The organism is Micromonospora chalcea, from assembly GCF_028768405.1.
Taxonomy (GTDB): Bacteria; Actinomycetota; Actinomycetes; order Mycobacteriales; family Micromonosporaceae; genus Micromonospora; species Micromonospora chalcea.
In genome coordinates, this window is the sequence record NZ_CP118233.1 from 4,986,208 (window position 1) to 5,008,566 (window position 22,359).

General features: G+C 74.2%; 27 protein-coding genes. 8 read left to right on the forward strand and 19 right to left on the reverse strand.

What is annotated here, in order from left to right:
* Nucleotides 1–59: 59 nt before the first annotated feature.
* Nucleotides 60–1,544 (forward strand): dihydrolipoyl dehydrogenase family protein, encoded by a 1,485-nt coding sequence (locus PVK74_RS22275; protein WP_274477128.1) that lies wholly within the window; start codon nucleotides 60–62, stop codon nucleotides 1,542–1,544.
* A gap of 4 nt (nucleotides 1,545–1,548) precedes the next feature.
* On the opposite strand, the gene PVK74_RS22280 is transcribed toward PVK74_RS22275, so the two are convergent.
* The 3 genes from PVK74_RS22280 to PVK74_RS22290 are packed head-to-tail and all read right to left on the reverse strand — an operon-like array spanning nucleotide 1,549 to nucleotide 2,985.
* A complete protein-coding gene (locus tag PVK74_RS22280; RefSeq protein WP_274477129.1) occupies nucleotides 1,549–2,313 on the reverse strand; it encodes a crotonase/enoyl-CoA hydratase family protein in 765 nt (254 codons plus the stop codon).
* Nucleotides 2,314–2,353: 40 nt separating this feature from the next.
* Nucleotides 2,354–2,779 carry a PIN domain nuclease gene (locus PVK74_RS22285; RefSeq protein WP_274477130.1) on the reverse strand — a complete coding sequence of 142 codons (426 nt, stop codon included), beginning with the start codon at nucleotides 2,777–2,779 and terminating at the stop codon, nucleotides 2,354–2,356.
* Nucleotides 2,776–2,985 (reverse strand): type II toxin-antitoxin system VapB family antitoxin, encoded by a 210-nt coding sequence (locus tag PVK74_RS22290; RefSeq protein ID WP_030500628.1) that lies wholly within the window; start codon nucleotides 2,983–2,985, stop codon nucleotides 2,776–2,778. Before PVK74_RS22290 ends, PVK74_RS22285 begins: the two co-directional genes overlap by 4 nt.
* Before the next feature lie 110 nt (nucleotides 2,986–3,095).
* Between PVK74_RS22290 and PVK74_RS22295 the strand changes: the two genes are divergently transcribed.
* The gene (locus PVK74_RS22295; RefSeq protein WP_274477131.1) at nucleotides 3,096–3,947 is read left to right on the forward strand and encodes a Rieske (2Fe-2S) protein; all 852 of its coding nucleotides are present in this window, start codon (nucleotides 3,096–3,098) and stop codon (nucleotides 3,945–3,947) included.
* Nucleotide 3,948: 1 nt separating this feature from the next.
* Here the strand turns inward: PVK74_RS22295 and PVK74_RS22300 are convergent, their stop codons facing one another.
* Genes PVK74_RS22300 through PVK74_RS22355 form a run of 12 tightly spaced genes read right to left on the reverse strand, consistent with a single transcriptional unit; the run spans nucleotide 3,949 to nucleotide 12,880 of the window.
* Nucleotides 3,949–4,959: a LysM peptidoglycan-binding domain-containing protein gene (locus tag PVK74_RS22300; protein ID WP_274477132.1), complete on the reverse strand. Its 1,011-nt coding sequence runs from the start codon at nucleotides 4,957–4,959 to the stop codon at nucleotides 3,949–3,951.
* A 15-nt stretch (nucleotides 4,960–4,974) separates the two neighbouring features.
* Nucleotides 4,975–5,406 carry a hypothetical protein gene (locus PVK74_RS22305; RefSeq protein ID WP_274477133.1) on the reverse strand — a complete coding sequence of 144 codons (432 nt, stop codon included), beginning with the start codon at nucleotides 5,404–5,406 and terminating at the stop codon, nucleotides 4,975–4,977.
* Nucleotides 5,403–5,876 (reverse strand): TadE/TadG family type IV pilus assembly protein, encoded by a 474-nt coding sequence (locus PVK74_RS22310; RefSeq protein WP_274477134.1) that lies wholly within the window; start codon nucleotides 5,874–5,876, stop codon nucleotides 5,403–5,405. The genes PVK74_RS22305 and PVK74_RS22310 overlap by 4 nt, the downstream gene beginning before the upstream one ends.
* A complete protein-coding gene (locus tag PVK74_RS22315) occupies nucleotides 5,873–6,355 on the reverse strand; it encodes a TadE/TadG family type IV pilus assembly protein (RefSeq protein ID WP_069088178.1) in 483 nt (160 codons plus the stop codon). The genes PVK74_RS22310 and PVK74_RS22315 overlap by 4 nt, the downstream gene beginning before the upstream one ends.
* Entirely contained in the window at nucleotides 6,355–6,564 is a 210-nt protein-coding gene (locus tag PVK74_RS22320) for a hypothetical protein (protein ID WP_013283462.1), read from the reverse strand. The genes PVK74_RS22315 and PVK74_RS22320 overlap by 1 nt, the downstream gene beginning before the upstream one ends.
* A gap of 23 nt (nucleotides 6,565–6,587) precedes the next feature.
* Complete coding sequence (locus PVK74_RS22325; protein WP_124779077.1) at nucleotides 6,588–7,433, reverse strand: type II secretion system F family protein; 846 nt, start codon at nucleotides 7,431–7,433, stop codon at nucleotides 6,588–6,590.
* 14 nt (nucleotides 7,434–7,447) lie between these two features.
* Nucleotides 7,448–8,401 carry a type II secretion system F family protein gene (locus tag PVK74_RS22330; protein ID WP_420800504.1) on the reverse strand — a complete coding sequence of 318 codons (954 nt, stop codon included), beginning with the start codon at nucleotides 8,399–8,401 and terminating at the stop codon, nucleotides 7,448–7,450.
* Nucleotides 8,344–9,882 carry a TadA family conjugal transfer-associated ATPase gene (locus PVK74_RS22335; protein WP_274477136.1) on the reverse strand — a complete coding sequence of 513 codons (1,539 nt, stop codon included), beginning with the start codon at nucleotides 9,880–9,882 and terminating at the stop codon, nucleotides 8,344–8,346. Before PVK74_RS22335 ends, PVK74_RS22330 begins: the two co-directional genes overlap by 58 nt.
* On the reverse strand, nucleotides 9,872–10,705 hold the full coding sequence (locus PVK74_RS22340; protein ID WP_043327507.1) for a CpaE/TadZ family protein: 834 nt from the start codon (nucleotides 10,703–10,705) through the stop codon (nucleotides 9,872–9,874). Before PVK74_RS22340 ends, PVK74_RS22335 begins: the two co-directional genes overlap by 11 nt.
* Nucleotides 10,705–11,370, reverse strand: a complete 666-nt coding sequence (locus PVK74_RS22345; RefSeq protein ID WP_043327506.1) for an SAF domain-containing protein — start codon at nucleotides 11,368–11,370, stop codon at nucleotides 10,705–10,707. Before PVK74_RS22345 ends, PVK74_RS22340 begins: the two co-directional genes overlap by 1 nt.
* A complete protein-coding gene (locus PVK74_RS22350) occupies nucleotides 11,367–12,320 on the reverse strand; it encodes a hypothetical protein (RefSeq protein ID WP_043327505.1) in 954 nt (317 codons plus the stop codon). Before PVK74_RS22350 ends, PVK74_RS22345 begins: the two co-directional genes overlap by 4 nt.
* Nucleotides 12,314–12,880, reverse strand: a complete 567-nt coding sequence (locus PVK74_RS22355) for a hypothetical protein (RefSeq protein WP_274477138.1) — start codon at nucleotides 12,878–12,880, stop codon at nucleotides 12,314–12,316. The genes PVK74_RS22350 and PVK74_RS22355 overlap by 7 nt, the downstream gene beginning before the upstream one ends.
* Nucleotides 12,881–13,438: 558 nt before the next feature.
* On the opposite strand from PVK74_RS22355, the gene PVK74_RS22360 reads away from it, so the two are divergent.
* Together PVK74_RS22360 and PVK74_RS22365 are read left to right on the forward strand one after the other, a co-directional pair.
* Nucleotides 13,439–14,215 (forward strand): prepilin peptidase, encoded by a 777-nt coding sequence (locus tag PVK74_RS22360; protein WP_420800505.1) that lies wholly within the window; start codon nucleotides 13,439–13,441, stop codon nucleotides 14,213–14,215.
* 108 nt (nucleotides 14,216–14,323) lie between these two features.
* On the forward strand, nucleotides 14,324–16,699 hold the full coding sequence (locus tag PVK74_RS22365; protein ID WP_274477139.1) for a glycoside hydrolase family 65 protein: 2,376 nt from the start codon (nucleotides 14,324–14,326) through the stop codon (nucleotides 16,697–16,699).
* Here PVK74_RS22365 and PVK74_RS22370 read toward each other — a convergent pair.
* Nucleotides 16,672–17,154: a hypothetical protein gene (locus PVK74_RS22370; protein WP_043330744.1), complete on the reverse strand. Its 483-nt coding sequence runs from the start codon at nucleotides 17,152–17,154 to the stop codon at nucleotides 16,672–16,674. The genes PVK74_RS22365 and PVK74_RS22370 overlap by 28 nt on opposite strands.
* Nucleotides 17,155–17,305: 151 nt before the next feature.
* On the opposite strand from PVK74_RS22370, the gene PVK74_RS22375 reads away from it, so the two are divergent.
* Nucleotides 17,306–18,043 carry an SAM-dependent methyltransferase gene (locus PVK74_RS22375; RefSeq protein ID WP_245254860.1) on the forward strand — a complete coding sequence of 246 codons (738 nt, stop codon included), beginning with the start codon at nucleotides 17,306–17,308 and terminating at the stop codon, nucleotides 18,041–18,043.
* Between the two features lie 8 nt (nucleotides 18,044–18,051).
* Here the strand turns inward: PVK74_RS22375 and PVK74_RS22380 are convergent, their stop codons facing one another.
* Nucleotides 18,052–18,375: a hypothetical protein gene (locus tag PVK74_RS22380; protein WP_231915634.1), complete on the reverse strand. Its 324-nt coding sequence runs from the start codon at nucleotides 18,373–18,375 to the stop codon at nucleotides 18,052–18,054.
* Nucleotides 18,372–19,253 carry an RNA polymerase sigma-70 factor gene (locus PVK74_RS22385; protein ID WP_043327497.1) on the reverse strand — a complete coding sequence of 294 codons (882 nt, stop codon included), beginning with the start codon at nucleotides 19,251–19,253 and terminating at the stop codon, nucleotides 18,372–18,374. The genes PVK74_RS22380 and PVK74_RS22385 overlap by 4 nt, the downstream gene beginning before the upstream one ends.
* Before the next feature lie 167 nt (nucleotides 19,254–19,420).
* On the opposite strand from PVK74_RS22385, the gene PVK74_RS22390 reads away from it, so the two are divergent.
* The gene (locus PVK74_RS22390; RefSeq protein WP_043327495.1) at nucleotides 19,421–19,906 is read left to right on the forward strand and encodes a carboxymuconolactone decarboxylase family protein; all 486 of its coding nucleotides are present in this window, start codon (nucleotides 19,421–19,423) and stop codon (nucleotides 19,904–19,906) included.
* 95 nt (nucleotides 19,907–20,001) lie between these two features.
* Nucleotides 20,002–20,466 carry a DIP1984 family protein gene (locus PVK74_RS22395; protein ID WP_064448468.1) on the forward strand — a complete coding sequence of 155 codons (465 nt, stop codon included), beginning with the start codon at nucleotides 20,002–20,004 and terminating at the stop codon, nucleotides 20,464–20,466.
* A gap of 231 nt (nucleotides 20,467–20,697) precedes the next feature.
* Here PVK74_RS22395 and PVK74_RS22400 read toward each other — a convergent pair whose 3' ends face one another.
* Nucleotides 20,698–21,789: an epoxide hydrolase family protein gene (locus tag PVK74_RS22400; protein ID WP_274477142.1), complete on the reverse strand. Its 1,092-nt coding sequence runs from the start codon at nucleotides 21,787–21,789 to the stop codon at nucleotides 20,698–20,700.
* Between the two features lie 92 nt (nucleotides 21,790–21,881).
* Here PVK74_RS22400 and PVK74_RS22405 point away from each other — a divergent pair, with 92 nt between their 5' ends.
* Nucleotides 21,882–22,343, forward strand: coding sequence for a MarR family winged helix-turn-helix transcriptional regulator (locus PVK74_RS22405; RefSeq protein ID WP_274477143.1), 462 nt, complete (start codon nucleotides 21,882–21,884; stop codon nucleotides 22,341–22,343).
* Nucleotides 22,344–22,359: the final 16 nt, after the last annotated feature.

A 22,359-nucleotide genomic window follows, 5' to 3' on the forward strand; every position in this document is an offset into this window, starting at 1 on the left:
CGCGGGAATTCGGGGCCGGTGCGGTGGCCGGTGTCCCGAAGGTACGGAATGCTTGCGGAATGGCGGAGCCGGAACAGGTTGACGTAGTAGTGGTCGGGCTCGGCGTCGGCGGCGAGGAGGTGGCCGGACGGCTCGCCGAGGCCGGCCTCACAGTGGTCGGCATCGAACGGGACCTGGTCGGCGGCGAGTGCCCCTACTGGGGGTGCGTGCCGAGCAAGATGATGATCCGGGCGGCGAACGCGCTGGCCGAGGCGCACCGGGTCAACGAGTTGGCCGGGTCCGCCCAGGTGCGGCCGGACTGGGCGCCGGTGGCGAAGCGGATCCGCGCCGAGGCCACCGACACCTGGGACGACAAGGTGGCGGTGGACCGCTTCACCGGCAAGGGCGGCCGGTTCGTCCGGGGCAGCGGGCGGCTCGACGGCCCGAACCGGGTACGCGTCGGCGACCAGGTGTTCCAGGCCCGGTACGGCGTGGTCCTCGGCACCGGCACCCGGCCCTCGGTCCCGCCGATCGACGGGCTGGCCGACACGCCGTACTGGACGAATCACCAGGCCATCGAGGTGGAGGAGCTGCCCGCGTCGCTGCTGGTGCTCGGCGGCGGCGCGATCGGGCTGGAACTCGCGCAGGTCTTCGCCCGGTTCGGCGTGCGGGTGACGGTCATCGAGGCGGCCGACCGGGTGCTCGCCGTCGAGGAGCCGGAGGCGTCAGCGCTCGCCGCCGACGCGCTGCGCGCCGACGGGGTGGAGATCCACACCGGGGTCAAGGCCGGCCGGGTCGGCCACGACGGCGGCGCGTTCACCGTGTACGCCGACGGCGCCGAGTTCACCGGCGAGAAGCTGCTCGTGGTGACCGGCCGCAAGGCGCACCTGGAGGAGTTGGGCCTGGACACGGTCGGGGTGGACGCCGGGCAGCGCTACCTGCCGGTGAACGACCGGATGCACGTCACCGAGGGGATCTGGGCGGTCGGTGACCTCACCGGCGAGGGCGCGTTCACCCACATCGCCATGTACCAGGCCGGCATCGTGGTGGCCGACGTCCTCGACCACATGCGGCGTACCAAGGGCGGCCCGGACGCCAGCGGCACCGCGAGCGTGGTCGGCGGCGCGGCCGGTGTGGTCAGCTCGGTCGGCGGCGCGATGAGCGCGGGCGGGTCGAGCGTCGCGCCGGGCAGCGTCCCGGTCGCCGACTACCGGGCGCTGCCCCGGGTCACGTTCACCGACCCCGAGGTCGGCGCGGTCGGCCTCACCGAGCAGCAGGCCCGCGAGCGCGGCGTCAACGTCCAGGTCGGATACGCCGATCTCACCTCGTCGGCCCGGGGCTGGATCCACAAGACCGGCAACGCCGGGTTCATCAAGCTGGTTGCCGACGCCGACCAGGGCGTGCTCATCGGGGCCACCTCGGCCGGACCGGCCGGCGGCGAGGTGCTCTCCGCGCTCGTCGTGGCGGTGCACGCGGCGGTGCCGATCAGCCAGCTCCGGCACATGATCTACGCGTACCCGACGTTCCACCGGGCCATCTCCGACGCGCTGCGCGCGCTGAAGTGACGCGTCAGCCGGCCGGCGCGCCGTGCCGGCCGGCCCCGGCGGCGAACCGGCCGGCGCCGCGTACCCCGTCCACCGCCAGCGACTCCATGCCGTAGGCCAGCTCGGTGGCCATCGCCTCCGGCTCCGGCCGCCCCGTGCCGTCCAGCACCGCCGCCCGGTCGTTGCGCAGGCACGTCTGCGGCGACCGGGCGATAGCGGCGGCCAGCTCCTCGGCCGCCGCGCGGGCCGCACCCGGCGCGACGAGCCGGTTGACCAGACCCATCGCGTACGCCTCGTCGGCGCCGACCGGGCGTCCGGTGAGGATCAGGTCCATCGCCCGGCTCTCGCCGATCAGCCGGGGCAGCCGGACCGTCCCGCCGTCGATCAGCGGTACGCCCCACCGGCGGCAGAACACGCCGAGCGTCGCGTCCGACTCGGCGATACGCAGGTCGCACCAGAGCGCCAGCTCCAGCCCGCCCGCCACCGCGTACCCGGAGATCGCCGCGATCACCGGCTTGGACAGCCGCATCCGCGTGGGGCCCATCGGTCCGTCCCCCTCGGGCTCGACGCGGTTGCCGCGCGGCGTGCCGACGGCCTTCAGATCGGCGCCGGAGCAGAACGTGCCGCCCGCGCCCCAGAGCACCGCGACCGCCGCGTCCGGGTCGGCGTCGAATGCGCGGAACGCGTCGGCCAGCGCTCGTGCGGTCGGCCCGTCCACGGCGTTACGGGCCTCGGGCCGGTCCAGGATCACAGTGGTCACGGCACCGGCGTGCTCGACGCGTACCCCCATGGGCTCAGCATGCCCGCGACGGCGCTGCCGTGGCTACGCCCTATTTGATCGAGCCGGGTCGGGTCAGCCAGCGCATCGGCTGGCCGGTGACGGCGCCGACCTGGTCGAAGTCCCGGTCGTAGTGCAGCAGCGAGAGACCGTGGTACTCGGCGGTGGCGGCGATGAGCAGGTCGACCGCGCCCGCCGAGCGGTGCGTCCCCCGCACGGTCAGCTCGCCCTGGATCTCGGCGGCGCGTTCGTAGATCCGGTCCGGCATGACCACCCAGCCGAAGGCGGCCCGGAGCTGCTCGGTCAGGCGCGTCCGGTCGGCGACCGACCGGGCGGTGTAGAGGAATTCCAGCTCGACCAGCGGGCACACGGCGAGCAGACCCGCTGTCACCTGCTGTTCCCAGCGCGCCAGCACGTCGGGATCACGCAGGAGCCGGACGAGGGCGCTGGTGTCGATCAGGTAGTCGGCCAGCTTCACGAGCGGTAGGCACCCTTGTCGAGCAGTTCGTCGAAGTCACCGGCCTGCCCGCGTTCGGCCAGCTCCGCCAGTGCCCGGGCGCGGCGCAGTCTCGCCGCGCCCTCGCGGAGAGCGACGTTCACCGTGTCCTTCTTGGTCTTCGTGCCGAACGCCTCGGCGGCATCCGCCAGCGCCTCGTCGTCGACGTCCACCAGGATCTTGGTCATCGCGGCTCCCTATATACGACCAGCCGCCCGAGTATATCCAGCGCGGAGGCTGTGCGAGGGAATTCCGGGGCGTCCGGTTTGGGGGCTCTCCTGCCGGGAAGTCGGAACGGGTGCGCGAACTACTGACGAAGATCGAACAGGCCACCGGTCTCGACCGGGTGGGTGACCGGTTGCAGCGCGCCGTCCAGGGCACGCTGCGTTCCCAGCGGGTACGCGACGCGCTGCACGGCGTGTGGCTCGGCCATCCGCTGCACCCCGCGATGGTGCAGGTGCCGGTCGGCGCGTGGATCTCCGCCGCCGTGGTGGACCTGCTGCCCGGCCAACGCCGGGCCGCCACCGCGCTGGTGGGCCTCGGTACGGTCAGCGCGCTGCCCGCAGCGGTCGCCGGGCTCAACGACTGGGCCACGCTCTCCCGCGACCAGCGCCGGATCGGCCTGGTGCACGCCGCCGCCAACACGGTCGGCCTGGCGCTGTACGCCGGCTCGCTGGCGGCCCGCCTCAACGGGCGGCACGGCCTCGGCCGGGCGCTGTCCTACCTCGGTCTGTCCGCCGCCAGCGGTGGCGCGTACCTGGGTGGGCACCTCGCGTACAAGCAGGGCGCCCAGGCCAGCCAGAGCGTCTCCGAGCTGCACCTGATCAGCGACGGCTGGCACCGGGTCGGCGACCTGGGCAGCCTGCCCCGGCACGAACTGGTCACCAAGAAGATCGACGACGTCTCGGTGATCCTCTACCGGGACGGCGACGACGTCACGGTGATGCTGGAGCGCTGCCCGCACCAGAGCGGCCCGCTCGGCGAGGGCACTGTGGAGCAGATCGACGGCCACGCCTGCGTGGTCTGCCCCTGGCACGGCAGCGCGTTCCGGCTCAACGGCGGCGAGGTGGTGCACGGCCCGGCCGCGAACGACCAGATCGTGCTCCCCACCCGCGTGGTGTCCGGCCAGGTCGAGGCCCGGCTGCCCTGACTCAGTCCCGCCGGTGCCGCCCGCTGGAACCCGCGCGGGCGGGCACCGGCCGCTTGCGCAACCCCAGCAGCGCGCCGATCTGCGCGCCCACGATGCTCGCGACCGCCAGCACCGCCGAGATGGCGAGCGGACGGTTGATGCCCTCCTCGGCGGTGGGCCGGGACGCGCCCGCCGACATGGCCGGCGGCTGACCGACCGGCGCCTCCACGGTGGGCGTCGCGTCCCGCGGGGTGGGCTTCGGCTTCGCCTTCGGCGCGCTTGACGACGCGCCGCCGCCACCCGGCTTGACCGGTGCGGTCTGGGCCGGTTTGGTGACCACCAGCCGTCCGGTGGCGTGCCGCCGGGCGCCGGAGTCCGTCGCGCCGTCCGGCAGCGTGATGAGCTGGCCGGGGCGGATCCGGTCCGGGTCGGCGAGCCGGTTCATCCGGGCCAGCTCCTTGTACCTGTCGAAGTCGTCCAGGTAGCGGTCGGCCACCTCGCCCAGGTAGTCGCCCTTCGCCACCCGGTACACGGCCGGGTCGTCCGCCTTCGACGCGACCGGGGCCGGCGGCGCGACCCGGCTCGGCGCGGTGACGGCAGAAGCGGCGACCGCCGGCTGCGGGGCGGTCAGCGCGGCGGCGCTCGCCGCGGCCGGGCTCGCGGCCAGGATCAGCGCGACCGAACCGACGAGCGCGGCTGCGGCCTTCTGCTGGCGGTGCATGCCGGGCAGCTTCGGCGCCGGCCGGCGTACCGCAGCCGCGAGCAACTCCACCACGACGGAGAACGTGAACGTGGCCCAGCCGAACCAGCCCACCACCGCCAGCGCGCGCAGGAACAGTTGACCGTCGTCGCGGCTGGTCAGCGTCGTACCGATCTCGGCGAACGTGGGCAGGTTATCCGGCAGCGGGTTGCCGGCGAACGCCAGCAGCGCGACCGGCCCGCCGGCCAGCACGCCGACGAGCACGACGAGGGCGCCGAGGCCGGTGAGAACCTGGCCGGCGCGGCGGACGGGGGAGCGTCGGGGTGCGCCCATGGCGGCCTTCCCTTCCTACGGTGGGCCGGTGAGCGCCCGAGCGGTGGCCTCACCGGTGACGGTGGCGGTGTTCTGCACGCCGAACAGACTCAGCAGGTCCCGGCTGTAGGTGATCTGCACGCTCACCCGGATCTGGGTCTCGGCGCCGACCACGGGGAAGTCGACCTCGTGGTCCTGGACGCCGCCCGCCGCGTCGAGGTAGGCGGCGACAGCGGCGCGGGCGGCGACCTGGTCGATCTGCTTCGGGCCGCCCTCGATGGCCCGCGCGCGGTCGATCATCTGGCCGCCGGCGCGGGCCGCCTCGGCGGCCAGGTTGTCCGCGCGTTGGAGCGTGCGCAGCTGGCCGGCGCCGTCGTAGGCGAGGCTGATGATCGCCAGTACGCCGGTCATCGCCACGGCCAGGAAGAGACTCACCCGGCCGTTCTCCGCCGCGCGCCGCCCGGTCATCCGCGACTCCGGTAGGTGTCCAGCGGCGAGGTGAACCTCGCCGAGACGGTCTTGCCGCCGGGCACGCCGGGCAGGCCGGGCGCGCTCAGGTCGTCGAAGGAGACGGTGCAGGTCACAGTGACCGTCACGGTCGCCGGCACGCCTGCGGCGCTTGCGTACGCGGCGGCGAAGCTCGTCGTCGTACCGGCCACCGAGCCCGCGAGGTCGATCTGGGGCGGACCGGTGCAGTTCAGTCCCGCCCAGCCGAGCTGGTCCTGGGCCGCCTCCTCGGCGGCCTCCGCGCCGTCGTCGGCGTTGCGGGCGAGCGAGGCGGCCCGGGCGGCGTCGTGCGCGGCCGACTCCACCGCCTCGTCCGCGATCGCGGTCCGCCCGGCGACCCCGGCCAGCACCATCAGCCCGATGAAGGCGGGCGCGAGCACCGCCACCTCGATCGAGACGGAACCCCGGTCCCGCCGCGGCCCGGCGCTCATCCGGTGGTCCAGCGTTCGGCCGGGCCGTGCGCGGTCTGCGTGACCGCGAACGAGACACCCGGGATGACCGACAGGGAGCGCCCCTGCACCGTGCAGGTGACGGCGGTGGCGGTCTCGACGCACGTCGGGCCGGTCTGCTCCCAGCCGACCAGCCAGTCCCCGGACTGCTGCAGGAAGCTGATCGCCCGCTCCCGGCCGGCGTCCGGCCCGGCGTCGATCGTGCGCTGGGCGTTCACACCGGTCTGCGCGGCGTTGAGCGCCGTGGACCGGGCCACGAACCAGACGGCGACCTGGATCGAGCCGAACAGCATCACCAGGATCACCGGCATCACCACGGCCAGCTCGACCGGATTGGCGCCCCGCTCGCCCTCGGCCAGACGGGCGCGCAGAGCAGCGGCGATCCGCCCCGGACCGGGCGGACCGGCGGGCCGGCCGGCGGGCGCCGGCCGGCTCCGGACCGTACGGGCGGGGCGGGGCATCACGGGGCCTGCGGCGCCGTGTTGTTCGGGATGGCGTTCATCCAGTTGTTCGCCTTGGCCAGGGCGAGCCCGGTGACCGCCATGGCCACCGCGACCAGGCCGAAGATGATCACCGCGGTCGGCACCGGGCTGTCGCCGCGCTCGGAGTCCCGGCGCAGCTCGGCGAGGCGGGTGCTCACCGCCACGTACAGGTAGGCGTAGAGGTGCATGGTCGTCTCCTTCTCGATGGGGTTCACAGACGGGCGAGGAACGGATAGACGGCGAAGCCGAGCAGGACGAACACCAGCAGCGAGCCGGGGATGTCCAACTTGCTGGTGACCCCCTCGGCCCGGGCCAGGTTGTCGGTACGGATCTGGTCGCGCAGCGAGTCGGCACGGGACCGCAACGTCTCGTGCACCTGGGCGCCCTCGCTGCCGGAGGAGCGCATGATCGCGCCCACATCGCCCAGCTCCGGGATGCCGATCCGGTCGGCCAGCTCCTGCAACTCGTCCCAGGGCGAGTGCATCTGGAGCTGGGCGAGCCGCAGCGCCTCCCGGATCCGGTCGAAGACCCAGCCGTCGCAGACCGCCGCCGCGCGTTCCAGCGACTGCACCGGGCCGTGCGCGGCGGACAGCTGCAGCGCCACCAGGTCGAGGTAGGTGCAGACCGCCTGCCGGAACTCGTCCCGGGCGGCGTCGGCCTTGGCGAGGACCGAGCGGTGCGCGAGCAGTCCGGCGCCGAGCGCCAGACCCAGGCTGGCCACCACCGGCACGGCCAGCGGCAGCGCCACCCCGCCGACGAAGAGCACCGCCGAGGCGACCGCCGGGGTGGCGAACCCGACGAGCGCGGAGAGCAGCACCGACAGCGCGTACTGCTCGGGGGTGCGGTCGAGCAGCGCGAGCTGCCGGTGCGGCGGGCGCAGCCAGCGGGCGAACCCGCCGAGCCAGTCCGGTCCGGCGCCGGCGGCCGGGGCCTGGCCGGGCGGCTGGTGCAGCCGGCGCAGCGCCGGGCCGAGCGCCGGGGTGGCCGGCAGCGCCTCGCGTACGACGAGGAACAGCCCGAGCCCGACCGCGCACCCGCCGAGGACCGCGATCGCCATCTGCCAGTTGAGGATCACGCGATTGCCTCCTCCGGATCGGGCGCCGAAAGGAAGCGCGCGGGCCGGGGCGGCTGGCTCATCGACCGCACCCAGACCAGCAGGCCGACGAACGCCGCGCCGAGCACCGCCATCACGAGCTGACCGGTGAGCGTCCCGTAGGGACGGATGTAGTCGCTGTTCACCAGCCCGTACGCCAGGGTCGCCAGCGTCATGCCGGTGAGGAAGCGGACCGCGAACCGGGGCTGGGTGCGTTTGGCCTCGACCTCGCGCCGCGTCGCCACCTCGGCCGAGGCGGCGGTGGCGATCGAGCCGAGCACGTCGCCGAGGCGCTCACCCCGGTCGGTGAGGTGCAGGATCAGCGCGGCCACCACCTGGTCGGCGACCGGGTCGGCGATCTCGTCGGCGAAGGCGAGCAGCGCGGAGCGGGCCAGCCAGCCGGCCTGCAGGCGGGCGGCGAGCGTGCGTACCTCCTCCTGGATCTCCTCCGGCGCGGTGGCGATGGTGCCGATGATCGCCTGCTGGAGCCCCTGGCCGGTGGCCGAGATGTCCTTGAGCCGGCGGGTCCACTCGCCTACGGCTTCGACCCGGGCGATGGCCCGCTGCTCGGCCCGGCCCACCGCGAACAGCCACGGCACGCCCGGCACCGCGAGCGCCACCAGCAGGCCGACCACCGGCAGCCCGGTGAGCAGGAACGCCGCCGCCCCGGCGACCACCGCGGCGCCGAGCAGGAGCTGGTAGCGGCGCTGGTCGGCGCGGCTCGCGCCGGAACCGGTCCAGAGCCGGCTCAGGCCGGGCCCGGCGCCGGGGGCCGGGCCCGGTGGGCGGCGGGTGCCGACGAGCGCGACCACCGCCAGCACCAGCCCGGCCACGCAGGCCGCGCCGGAGACCAGGGCGATCAGTTCGATCTGCGTCACGCCGGGCCTCCGTTCGGCCGTGCCCCGAGGCGGGTGTGCCGGGGCCGCCGCCACGCGCCCACGCCGGCCTCGACGAACCGGGTGAGCAGGCGGGCGTCGTAGCCGACGCGCAGCAACTGCTCGCGGATGCGTTCGGGCAGGTGACGGGGGACCGCGCGGCCGTCCGGGCCGGGACCGAAGACGGTCGTCGTGGTGATCCGGTTGCCTTCGCCGACGCCGATGACCTCCTCGACGTGCGACACGAACCGGTGCTTTCGCCCGCCGATCGCGGTCTCGTCCTCGACCGTCACGTAGACGATCAGGTCGAGCGCGTTGCCGGCCATCCGGCGGGCCTGGTCGACTGTCATCTCCCGGCCGTGCGACAGCGCCAGCTCGATGATGCGTTCGCTCACCCCCGAGGGGGTACGCGCGTGGATGGTGCACATCGAGCCCCGGCTCGTGGTCATCGCCTGGAGCATCGGCACGATCTCCCGGGACCGCACCTCGCCGACGATGATCCGCAGCACGCCCATCCGCAGCGACACCGGGATCAGGTCGGCGATGCTGACCTCACCCGCCGGCCGTCCGTCCGCGCCGCGCTCGCCGTGCCCCTCCCGGGACTCGAAGCTCATCACCGCCCGGTGCTTGTGCCCACGCCGGGCCGGCAGCAGTTCCCGGCTCTCCTCCAGCAGCACGTACGGCTCGTCGGACGGGATCTCGTCCATCAGCGCCCGGATGACAGTGGTCTTCCCGGCCCCGGCGAGCCCGGCGACCATGATGTTCAGCCCGGCCCGCATGGACGCGCGCAGGAAGTCGCGCAGCAGCGGGTCGATCATCTCGTCCAGGTCGGGCCGGCCGCCCGCGATGTCCTCCAGGCTCACCGCGAGCGTGTTGTGCTTGCGGATCACCGCGTACGGGCGGTGGCTGACCAGGAACACGGCGGCCAGGCGGCTGCCGTCGGGCAGTTGCAGGTCGAGCGTGGGCTTCGAGGTGGACAGCGACCGTTCGGTGGCACCCGCCCGGCGGGCCGCCGCCTGGAGGATCTCCACCAGCTCGTCGTCGGTCTCGGCGATCGGCTCGGCCCAGTCGACGCCGCCGCCGTGCCGGGTGATGCGTACCTGGTCGCAGCCGAGGATGTGCACCTCCTCGATGCTGTCGTCGACGAGCAGCGTCTGGAGCCGGCCCAGCCCGACGAGTTCGGCTGTCACCTGGTCGAGCAGCAGCCGTTCCTCGTCCGCCGCCATCGGCGTGCCGGACCGGCGTACCGAGTCGGCGTACGCGGAGACCACGGTGACCGCCAGCCGGGCGCGCTCGACCTCCTCGGCGTCGGCGTCGAACTCGCGGCCGCGCTGCCAGTGGGTGAGCCGTTCGCTCAGTTCCCGGCGCAGCTCGCGGACCACGGCGAAGTCGATCCGGGGGCGCGGCGGTGGCGGGGGCGCGGCGGGGAGCGGGCCGGGCACGTGGTGCCGCCCGTTCGGCGGCGCCAGCGGCGGAACCGTGGAGACGACACCGGGCTGCTGCCCGCGCGGGTCGTGGGAGACCGGCTCAAACCGCACCGGACACCCCCGGCACGCTCGGGGCGGTCACCGCGCGCGGTGTGGTCGCGCCCGGCCAGGCGAGCCGGGCCCGCCGCCGGTCCAGCAGCGCCCGGACCGGCACCTCCAGGGCGCCGGCCGCGCGCATCAGCGGCCGGTTCGCGCGTACGGTGCCGCCGTGTGCGAGCACCTCGGCGGTACGCGGGTCGTGCGGCAGGCGGGCGATCACCGGCAGCCGCAGCGCCTTGCTGATCTCGCTGGTGCCGTGCCCGTCCCCGACCACGAGCAGCCGCAGCGTGCCCGGCGGTACGCGGTGCTCGGTGAGGTCCCGTTCGATCGCCCGGGCGGTGGCCCGGGTGGCGGAGAGGTCGGGCAGGGTCGCCCGGGTGACCAGCAGCACCACGGTGGCGGCCCGGAGCAGCGGCCACGGTGGACCGCCGACGGCGAGCCGGCCACAGTCGACGAGCACGTCGTACGGCGGTTCGCCGCGCTCCAGCCCGGTGAAGTAGTCGGCGAAGCGCTGCCACAGCGGGATCACGCTGCCGGCCTGGGCCGGGTCCACCACGCCGGGCAGCAGCAGCCGCTCGCGCCGGGGCGCGTCGAGGTCGACCAGCTGGGACCAGAACGTGTGCTCCAGGCTGCCGTCGCGCAGCTCGCCCACCGCCAGCTCACCGATGCCGCGCGGGCCGTCCAGGGCCCCGCCGAGGTAGCCGGCGAGGATCGAGCCGCCCGCCGGGTCGCACTCGGCCAGCACGAGCCGCCGGTGCCAGCTCAGCGCGGCGGCGAGCGCCGCGGTGGTGACGCCCGGCGATCCCTTCGCCGAGACCAGGGCGATGATCGCCATCAGGCCGCCTCGGTGAGCACGAGCGCGATCCGGTCGGCGGCGGCGAGCGCCACGACCGCCGGCACGTCCCGCACGGTCAGCGCCAGGTAGACCACCACGTCGCCGTTCTGCGGCGTGGCGGTGTCGATCACGGTGCCCTCGAACCGGGTTCCACCGGCACGGGACGCGTCGGAGCCGTTCGTGGCGTTGCTCGGGGTGCTGACCAGCAGCACCTTGTCGCCGGGGTTCAGCTTGCGGGCCGGCACCTGCTCGGGTTCCAGCCCGAGAGCGATCTGCTGCTGGCCGGCGCCGAGCAGCGGGGCCTCGGTGAGCTGCGCCTCGGTGAGCAGCGTGCCCGGGGTGAGCCGGACGGCCGCCCGCAGTCCCAGCACCTCGTCCATCCGGTCGGCCGGCACCGGCTGGAGTTCCCGCCCGCCGGAGACGCGCACCGGCACCAGGTCGTCGGCTGTGAGTTGCCGGCCCACGTCGACCGGCCGGGCCACGGCCAGGTACGTGCCGGTGGAGCGCACCGAGGTGACCGCGAACGCCGCGCCGAGCCCGCCGAGGGCGATCAGCAGGATCGCCAGGCCGAGCAGGCCGGGCCGGACACGTCGCTGCCGGACCACCTTCGGCGGCGCGACCGGCGCCTCCATCGGGGTTCCGTTGCGGGCTGCCACCACACTCATCGGGTCACCACCTGAAGCTCGTTGATCTGTACCGGGATGACGCCGCTGGACCGGCTCTGGGCGATCACGCCGCTCTCCCCGCCGCCGGACCACTCGACGGTCCAGAACGTGGTGGCGCTGACCTGGTAGGTGTCGGCCTTCGGATAGCCGGCGTCGAGACCGCAGTCGGGCGAGGTCAAGCCGGCCCGTGGCCCGTCGGCCCGGTACGGCGTGCCCGGTCCGTGGCAGGTGACGTCGATGTCGTCGGACATGTGCCAGACGATCCGGTCCACCTTCGCCGTGATCCTCACGGTCAGCCCGCGGTCGGAGGCGGAGGCGCTCAGCGGCCCGAAGTACGCCTCGCCCGGGCTGGCCCACATCCAGACCGGCAGCCCGACCAGGCCGGGTCCCTGACTGCGCCGGGGCGCGACCGAGGCCCGGGGCGGGAGCAGCGAGATCGAGGCCAGCGCGCGCCGGGCCAGCTCCTCCGGGTCCGGCGGGGCGCCGTAGCCGGGCGGCGGGGCGTCCAGGAGCTCCTGGCGCATGCTGCCCGGGCTGGTGTCGCCGCCGTTGCAGGTGAGCTGGTACCACTGCTTACCGGGGGGCGCCTCGTCCTGCGGCTCGGCGAGCTTGTAGTAGCAGCCGTCGGCGTTGTTGAACCAGCCGAGCGTCTCGTTGTAGCAGGGGATGACGCGGCCGTTCCACTGGCACTTCGGCGCGCCGCCGCCGTTGCCGCCGCCGCCGTTGTCCCCGCCGCCCGGCCCGCCCGGGCCGCCCGGGGTGCCGGGGTCGTCGTCCCACACGTCGCAGTCGGTCTGTTCCGGCGGGCACGAGCCACCGGGGTCGGCGGCACGCGCGGGCGCGCCGGTGAGCGTCAGCAGCGCGGCGAGGCCGGCGGCGAGCAGCACCCGGCGGAGCGTCCCGGCCCGGGGCGGGCGGGCCGGGACACCCCTTCCTCCCCAGGTCAGCACGGCTGGTCCTGATGTGCGGCGCCGCCGTTGATCAGCCACCGGCCGTCCGGGAAGCGGGCCGCTGTGGCGGTGGCGAGGTAGCGCCCGCCGCGGGTGCCCGGCACGGCCTTGCGGTCCTTGGCGTAGACGAGCCGGTAGCCGCTCGCGTCCAGGCAGTCCTGGATCTCGACGGTGGGTGGGCGGGCGGTCAGGTCGACCGAGACCACTGTGGGGTCGGAGACCAGTTTCCCGGTACGCATCGCGCCGTGCTCCTTCGCGTCGAGAATTGCCATTCGCACCCGGGTCAGCAGCGGATCAGCCAGAAAACGGGCCAGAGCGGGATGGGACGGATCGCTTCGGGCGCTCGCCGCCCGGGACGCGTCGAGATAGCCGGAATACGCGGCAAGCGCCGCCTTTTCGGCTTCCTTCTCCGCCTCGGCGGAATGGGTGGCGGGGGCGGCGGCGCGGCCGGTGAGCGGTCGGTTGGCCGCCTCCGGCTCGGTGCCGCAGCCGGCCGCGCCGACCGCCAGCGCGAGGCTGAGCAGGCAGATTTCCCATCGGCGGGATTGCCGTGTGCGCAACGCCGATCCCTCCTCGGTGCCGGCCCGGGGCGATCACGCCGACCCGCTCCGGGCATGCGGAAGCGCACCCGGAACTGTCGCTCCGGGTCCCCGTCGCCGCCACTCGTATTGACCTGTACTGATAGTTGCGGGTTCTGTGCCCTGACTCCTCCGACGCCAATTGATCGGGGGTTGCGTCGTACCCAAGGGGCGAGCATAAGCTCACGTCCGCCGATGCAACAGAGGCAATTCACGTGAACACGGTGAGTGAAGACGGGAGGTGGTGGCCGGTGTGTGTCGTCACGATGACGAGCGGGCTTCCGGTGGGCTCCGGGCCGGCGGGCGTGTGCTCACCCGTACCCGCCGTGGCGGTGGCGACGAGCCGCCGGTATGGGTGGGGAGCGTGCCGCTCGTCCGATCCGTCCCGCCGGTTCGATAGGGCTCACACCGCGGTCGGTCCCGGCCGGTCGCGCGTCGCGCCGCACGCCGCTGCGGGCTTCCCCGTCACATCAGCGCGAACGAGAAATCACTCTGCGTGCTTCACGATGGAACATACGGCGACCGGACGGGGGAGCCGGCGTGACCACTGAACGGGTACGGCGTACCGGACCGGTGGCCGAGGTCAGCCGTCCGGTCGTCCGGCTGCTTGCCGCCCTCGCGGTCGTACCGCTGCTCCGGCTGGCGGTGGCGCGTTACGCCGTACCCCCGGATTGTCCGGACCGGACGGCGTGCGACGGCTGCGCCGCCCCGATCGGGCTGGACCGGCCACTGCCGGCGCTCGGCCCCGCGGCCCGGTGCCCGGCCTGCCGGGCCCGGGTCGGCGCGGCCCCGGCCGTGGTCGAGGTGGCGCTGCTCGTGGCGGTCGCCGTGCCGGTGCTTGCCGGCGGCGTGCCCGCCGCGCGCCTGGCGCTCGCCTGGTGGCTGCTCTGGGCGGTGCCGATGACGATCGTGGACGCGATGGCGCACCGGCTGCCCGACCGGCTCACCTGGCCGGCCGCGGCCGGCGCGTGGGCGCTGCTCGGGGTGGCCGCGCTGACCGGCACGGGCGCGGACCCGTGGATCCGCGCCACAGCCGCCGCTCTGGCGCTCGGCGGCGGCTTCGCCGCGACCACGCTGCTGCTCGGGCGGCGCGGTTTCGGCCTCGGCGACGCCAAGCTGGCGCTCGGCGCGGGCGCGCTGCTCGGCTGGTACGGCTGGCCGGTGCTGGTGGCCGGGCTGGTGCTCGCGCTCCTCCTCGCCGGGGCGACCGGGGTGGCGCTGCTCGCCGCCCGGCGGGTCCGCTGGTCCGGGCACCTGCCGTTCGGGCCGTTCCTGGTGCTCGGCACCGCCGCCACGCTGGTGCTCGTCACCGTGTGATCGGCCACCCGCAGGTGCGGGCGGGGTCGCCACGGGTATCGGGGTCCCAGCCGCCTCCCAGCCGGGTCTGGTTCGGTGGCGGTCCAGGCTTCGGACTCGGGAGGGCACGTGTCGCACGGCGACGACGGTTGGCGGATCCGGCGTACCAGCGCGGACCTGGACCGGCTGGGCGAGACCGAGTCGGTCTTCGCGCTCGCCAACGGCTGGGTGGGCTGGCGCGGGACGCTCGACGAGGGCGAGCCGTGCGGCATGCCGGGCAGCTACCTCAACGGGTTCCACGAGCAGCACGAGCTGAGCTACCCGGAGAGCGGGTACGCGTTCCCGGAGCGCAGCGACACCGTGATCAGCGCGCCGAGCGCCGCCCTGATCCGGCTCTGGGTGGGCGACGAGCCGCTGGACCTGGGCACCGGCACGATCCGGCGGCACCACCAGGAGCTGGACCTGCGCGCCGGGGTGGTCCGGCGGGAGACCGAATGGGTCTCGCCGGGTGGCCGGGGTGTCCGGATCCGCAGCACCCGCCTGGTCTCGCTGACCCGCCGTCCGGTCGCCGCCGTCGACTGGGCTGTCGAACCGCTGGACGAGCCGGTACGGCTGCGGATCGGCGCCGACCTGCTCGCCAACCAGCGTGTGCCGGAACGTGCCGACGACCCCCGGGCCGCCTCGGTGATCCACGACCCGCTCACCGGCGAGATCCGCCGCGACGACGGCCTGGACGGGGTGCTCGGGCACCGGACCGGGCGCAGCGGCCAGCGGGTCGCCGTCGCCGTCGCGCACCGGGTCGAGGCACCCGACGAGATCGCCACCGGCACCGAGCTGACCGCCGACCGGTTCCGGCTGGCGCTGTCCGGTCCGGTACGCCAGGGCGAGCGGATCCGGGTCACCCGGTTCGCCGCGTACGAGTGGGCGGAGGTCGACGGCACCCCGCCCGGTGAGCTGGCCGACCTGGTCGTCGCGGAGGCGGACGCGGCCCGGGCCGACGGGTTCGACGCCCTGCTCGCCGAGCAGCGCGCCGCGTTGGATGCCGCGTGGGCCACCGCCGACGTCGAGCTGGACGGTGACCCGGAGCTGCAGCTCGCGGTGCGGTTCTCGGTGTTCCACCTGCTCCAGTCGGGGCGCGCCGACGGGGCCCGGACCATCCCGGCGAAGGGGCTGACCGGCAACGGCTACGACGGGCACGTGCTCTGGGACACCGAGGGCTACGTGCTGCCGGTGCTGACGTACCTGGCGCCGGAACTGGCCCGCTCGGCGCTGCGCTGGCGGCACGCCCACCTGCCCGAGGCCCGCGAGCGTGCGGCCGAGCTGCGCCTGGCCGGCGCCACCTATCCGTGGCGGACGCTCAGCGGCCGGGAGTGCTCCGGCTACTGGCCGGCCGGCAGCGCGGGCCTGCACGTCAACGCGGACATCGCGGACGCGATCCTGCGGTACGTCGCGGCCACCGGCGACACCGGGTTCCTCGCCGAGTGCGGTGCCGAGGTGCTGATCGAGACCGCCCGGCTGTGGCACGGCTACGGCCACTTCGACGACGCCGGCGCGTTCCACCTGACCGGCGTCACCGGCCCGGACGAGTACTCCGCGCTGGTCGACGACAACGTCTTCACGAACCTGATGGCCCGGCGCAACCTGCGCGGCGCCGCCGACGCCGCCGAGGACTGCCCCGAGGTGGCCGCCCGGCTGGGTGTCGACGCCGCCGAGGTGGCCGGCTGGCGGGCCGCCGCTGACGCCATGTTCGTCCCGTACGACGGCAAGCGCGGCGTGCACGAGCAGTCGGCCGGGTTCACCGCGCAGCCGGAGTGGGACTTCGCCGGCACCGGCGAGGACGACTATCCGCTGCTGCTGCACTTCCCCTACCAGGAGCTGTACCGCAAGCAGGTGGTCAAGCAGGCCGATCTGGTGCTGGCCATGCTGCGCTGCCCGGGGGAGTTCACCGCCGAGGAGAAGACGCGCAACGTCGCCTACTACGAGGCGCGGACCGTCCGGGACTCGTCGCTGTCGGCGTCCGCGCAGGCGATCCTCGCCGCCGAGGTCGGGCACCTCGACCTGGCGTACGACCTGTTCGCCGAGACGGCGTTGCAGGACCTCGCCGACCTGGGCGACAAGACCGCGGACGGGCTGCACCTGGCGTCCCTGGCCGGCGCCTGGCTGGTGGTGGCGCAGGGCTTCGGCGGGCTGCGCGACGACCGGGGCGTGCTCGCGTTCGAGCCGCGGCTACCGCGGCGGATCACCCGGCTGGTGTTCCACCTGCGCCGGCACGGGCACCGGCTGCGGGTCACGCTCACGCCGCGGGAGGCCCGCTACGAGCTGCCGGACGCCGGTCCGGGCGACGCGGTCGAGCTGTGGCACCACGGCGAACAGCTCCGCGTCACCGGCGACGGGCCGGTCACCCGGCCGATGCCGCCGGTGCCCGACCCCGGCCCGGAGCCGCAGGCCCCGCCCGGCCGCCGTCCGGAACGGCGCGCTCAGGAGGCGGCGGGCGGCGACGACTGAGCCGGCAGGCCGGACATCCGGGCGACGACCTCCTCCAGCGCCTCGAACGCGTACGCCCAGTTGTGGCACTTGAAGCTGCGCAACCCGGTGATCGGGGTGCGGCAGTCGGCACAGTGGACGCCCGGGATCGCGTCCGGCACCTCGGTGTTCACGTACTTGCGTTCGCCGAGGATCACCCGGGCGATCATCGTGCGGTCGTGCACGCCGTGCAGCGCGGACGCGACGATGTCGTACCAGGTCGGCCGCCGCCCGCACTTCGGGCAGTCCGGCTCGTCGCCGCTGACCCACAGCGGGGCGCCGATGCTGCGCGCCGGCATGTTCAGCAGCTTCTCCAGCCGGCGTACGTCCGCCTCCGGGGTGGTCCAGCGGTGCCGCCCGGGCAGCGACGCGGGCGAGTCGTAGACGGCGCGGAACACCGCCGGCTCGACCTCCACTGTCTCCCGTCCACCTGTCATCGGTACCTCCTCGCGACGGCGTGTCCCACCGTCGTACCAGGTGGACGGCGGGATCGGCCGGATCATCGACACGACGGGTCAGCGGTGTGTCGCGCAGAGTGCTAGACATCGAGGCGTGACGGAGGCTGAGAACCGACCCAATGTCGCCCGGATGTACGACTACTACCTGGGCGGCTGCCACAACTTCGCCGCCGACCGGGCCGCCGCCGAGGAGGTCCTGAGGATCTTCCCGGACACCGGCGTCGCCGCGCAGAGCAACCGCGCGTTCCTGCGCCGGGTCGTGCGCTGGGCCGCCGAGCAGGGGATTCGCCAGTTCCTCGACATCGGCGCCGGCCTGCCCACGCAGGGCAACGTGCACGAGGTGGTGCGCGCGATCCGCCCCGACGCCCGGGTGGTCTACGTCGACCACGACGAGGTGGCGGTCGCGTACGCCCGGCGGTTGCTGCCCACCGACGGCCGCACCGTGGTGCTCCGGGGTGACCTGCGGCGGCCCGGCGAGTTGCTGGCCGACCCGACGCTGCGGGCCACCATCGACCTGAGCGAGCCGGTGGCGGTGCTGCTGTTGGCGGTGCTGCACTTCGTGCCGGACGCCGACGACCCGTACGCGGCGGTGGCGACGCTGCGCGACGCCACAGTGCCGGGCAGCGTGCTCGCGCTGTCCCACCTCACGCTGGACGGCCTGCCGACGCTGCCCACCGAGCAGGGCACCGCGATCTACCGCCGCAGCAGCTCCCCGCTGGTGCCCCGCACCCGCGACGAGGTGGCCCGCTTCCTCGACGGGTACGAGCTCGTCGATCCGGGCCTGGTCAAGGTGGCGGACTGGCGGCCCGACGGCGAGCCGCAGGCCGCGGTGTCGCACGGCTACGGCGGGGTGGGCGTGCGCCGCTGAGGCGGGAGTCAGTCCAGGCCGCCGTGCGCGGCCCAGAGCGCGGCGGCGCGGTCGGCCGCCGCCGCCACGAGCGCGGCCAGTTCGGGCCGGTCGGGCACCCGGAACGACACGTACGCGCCGCGGCCGCCGGCGGTGGGCCGGCCGTACGCCTTCGCGGCGAGCCGCCCGTCCGGCAGCAGCCGCACGTTGAGCGTGGTCAGGGTGAACTCCTCGCCGCGCCGGGTGTCGGTCCAGCGCAGCTCCTCCGGCACCGTCACGTTGATGGCGAGGGCGCTGACGTCGGGTGAGGCGGCGCTGCTCATCCGGCGATCGTCCCACGACCACGCGCTCACCGGCGCAGTGTGGTTTCCCGGGTCATGCGGGACAGCTTTTCCGGGTTGCGCACCGCGTAGAGGCCGCTGATCCGGCCGTCGTCGAGGCGTACCGCGACGACGGTGTCCAGCTCGCCGTCGAGGCGTACCAGCAGCGCCGGGTAGCCGTTCACCTGCGCCGGTTCCATCGACGCCACGGCGGCGATCCGGGACCAGCCGCCGGTCAGCAGCCGGGCCACCTTGTCGCCGCCGGTGACCGGGCGGGCGAGCGCCTGCTTGATCCCGCCGCCGTCGCCGACCAGCACCGCGTCCGGGGCCAGGACGCGGAGCAGCCCGTCCAGGTCGCCGGTCTCGACCGCCCGCCGGAACGCGTCGAGGGCGTCGCGGGCCTCGGCCGCCGGGACGGTACGCCGGGGGCGGCGCGCCGCGACGTGGGCGCGCGCCCGGTGCGCGATCTGCCGCACGGCGACGGGCGTCCGCTCGACCGTCTCGGCGATCTCGTCGTAGCCGACGTCGAACACCTCACGCAGCACGAACACGGCCCGCTCGGTCGGCGTGAGCGTCTCCAGCACCAGCAGCATCGCCATCGACACGCTCTCGGCCAACGCCACGTCGTCCGCCACGTCGGGCGCGGTGAGCAGCGGCTCGGGCAGCCACGACCCGACGTACGACTCCTTGCGCCGCCCGAGCGTGCGCAGCCGGGTCAGCGCCTGGCGGGTGGTGATCCGCACCAGGTAGGCGCGCCGGTCCCGCACCTCGCCGAGGTCGACGCCGGCCCAGCGCAGCCAGGTCTCCTGCACCACGTCCTCCGCGTCGGCGGCCGAGCCGAGCATCTCGTACGCGACGGTGAAGAGCAGGTTGCGGTGCGCGAGGAAGTCCTCGGTGGCCTGGTCCGCCATGACTGGCTCCTCCGCTGTCCGGCTGCGCTCCCCACCAGACGCCGCCCGCGACCGCCGTGTGACATCGGGTCGCTGTGGTGGTCCTCACCCGCCGGCGCCGTCACGCCGGAGCGGTCCCCGGCATCTCGTGTTCGTCCGACACCACCGAAGCAGAGAGGGCGCAACCCATGCAGACCCGATTCAACCTGTTCGAGAACCCGGTCTCGGCGGCGTTCATGAAGCGTTTCGCCGGCGCGGGCCTGGCGATCCACCAGTCGACGTTGCCGCGCACCGTCCAGGAGCTGGTGTCGCTGCGGGCCAGCCAGATCAACGGCTGCGGCTGGTGCATCGACATGCACACCAAGGAGGCGGTGGCCGGGGGTGAGAGCGCGGTCCGGCTGAACCTGGTCGCCGCCTGGCGCGAGTCGACAGTGTTCACCGAGGCCGAGCGCGCGGCGCTGGCGTTCGCCGAGGAGGGCACCCGGTTGGCCGACGCGCATCAGGGCGTGTCCGACGAGACGTGGGCGCGGGTACGCGAGCACTACGACGACGACCAGATCGCCGCGCTGGTGTGCCTGCTCGGGCTGATCAACGCGGCGAACCGGTTCGCGGTGCTCGTGCACCAGCGCGGCGGCTCGTACGAGCCGGGGATGTTCGCGGCGGCGATGAGCTGAACGCCGCGGCGGCGGTCCGGCCCGGTCGTCCCGGGCCGGACCGCCCCCGGAAAACGCGGCGACACCCGTGATCCCCTGTGGCCATACTGCTCGCCATGAAGATTGCGGAGGCCCTTGCGCTGCGGGCGGATGCGGCGCGACGCGCCGAACAGCTCCGTGCCCGCATCACCGCGAGCGCCCGCTACCAGGAGGGCGAGACGCCCGCCGAGGACGCCTCGGCGCTGCTCGTCGAGGCGGCCGGGGTGCTCGGTGAGCTGGAGACGCTGATCCGGCGGATCAACCGGACGAACGCCGCGACTGTCGTGGACGGTGGCACCCTGACCGACGCGCTCGCGCGTCGCGACGTGCTGCGCCTGCGGCACGGCGTGGTCACAGCGGCAGCGGACGCCGCCGCGGGCGAGGGCCAGCGCGGCTACCGTCAGCTCCGGTCGGAGCTGAAGATGGTTCCGGCGTTGCCGGTGGCGGAGCTGCGCCGGCAGGCCGACGAGCTGGCCCGGCAGATCCGCGAGGTGGACACCACGATCCAGCGGACGAACTGGGAGGTCGACCTGCTGGACTGACGAGTCGCGGAGCAGGTAGCCGACGTGGAGGCGTGCACGCCCCCGAGAGCCGGCGGGCAATCCGGCTCACTCCTGGCGCGCCGAGGGCAGGCGCAGGGGTTCGACTCCCCGGCACACAACGCATGCCCAGCACAGGACACAGGTGACGGCGCACAGGGCACGGCACACCACCAGGTGCAGATCCACGACGGTGAGGGTGGGACAGGGGACTTCCGCGACTCGTCCCAGGCGTCATCGCAGGTTCCAGAAGAACGACCGGACGTCGTCGACGAACAGGTCCGGCACCTCCAGCGCGGCGAAGTGACCGCCCCGGTCGAACTCGCTCCAGTGCCGGATCGTGTACGTCAGCTCGGCGATCGGGCGTACGGACCGGGTGATGTCGTGCGCGAACACGGCGACTCCGAGCGGGGGCGGGCAGGGCGCGGGCGGGCCACCGAACGCGCTCTCCCGCACCAGCCGCGCGGACGAGGCGGCGGTGCCGGTGAACCAGTAGACCGAGACGTCGGTGAGGATGCGGTCCACGCTGACGGCCGATCCCGGGTCGGTCCACTCGGTGAACTTCTCCGCGATCCACGCGAGCTGCCCGACGGGTGAGTCGTTGAGCGCGTACGACACGGTCTGCGGGCGGCTGGCGTAGAGCACCTGGTGCGGGTGCCGCTGCGTCTTGAGTCGCATGATCCGGGCGAGCCGGTCCCGGTCCTCGCCGGACAGTCCGGCCTCGCCGGTCCAGCCGGGTGGCGGGGGCGTGGGCAGGTAGTTGAGGTGTACGCCGACGACGTGTTCCGGGTCGATGCCGCCGAGCCGGGTGGAGATCACCGAGCCCCAGTCGCCGCCCTGGGCGCCGTACCGCCGGTAGCCGAGTCGGCGCATCAGCTCGGCCCAGGCGCGGGCGACGCGGTCGACGTCCCAGCCGCGTTCCCGGGTCGGGCCGGAGAAGCCGAATCCGGGGATCGACGGTACGACCAGGTGGAACTGTTCGGACAGCGGGCCGATCACGTCGAGGAACTCCACGACCGAGCCGGGCCAGCCGTGCGTGAGGATCAGCGGCAGCGCGTCCGGGTCGGCGGCCCGTACGTGCAGGAAATGGATGTTCTGTCCGTCGATGGTGGTGGTGAACTGCGGATACCGGTTCAGCTCGGCCTCGGCCCGCCGCCAGTCGTACGCGGTGCGCCAGCGCTCGGCCAGCTCGCGTACGCGGGCCAGCGGGATGCCGTAGTCCCACCCGGCGCCTGGTAGCTCGTCGGGCCAGCGGGTGCGGGCCAGGCGGTCGGCCAGGTCGTCGAGGTCGGCCTGGGGGATGTGGATACGGAACGGCTCGATCACGGTAGCTCCGATCGTTGGTGTCACTAACGTTTGTGCGGCGAACGATAGCGCAGATCGTTGGGGGCGCCAACGTTTTTGGATAGGCTGGGCATGTGGAGAACCCGGAGCCGGACGTCGTACCCACCCGCCTGGCCGGCCTGCCGAGCTGGCTGATCACCCAGACCGCCGTACGCGCCGGCCGGCTGGTGAGCGACGGGCTGGCGACGGTCGACGCGCGTGGCTACCACTTCCGGCTGCTCGCCACGCTCGACGAGTTCGGCCCGGCCAGTCAGGCGGCGCTCGGCCGGCGCAGCGGCATCCACGTCAGCGACGTGGTGGCGGCCCTCAACGAGCTCGCCGAGCGGGAGTTCGTGGTCCGCGCTCCGGACCCGTCCGACCGGCGGCGCAACGTCGTCACCATCACCGCGGCGGGGCGGCGGCAGTTGCGGCGGCTGGAGAAGCGACTCGCCGAGGTGCAGGACGACCTGCTCGCGCCGCTGACGTCGGACGAGCGGGCGGACCTGACCCGGCTCCTTGCTCGGGTGCTGGCCCACCACACCCGTCCGCCCGTCTGATCGTCCGGCTTTCGCG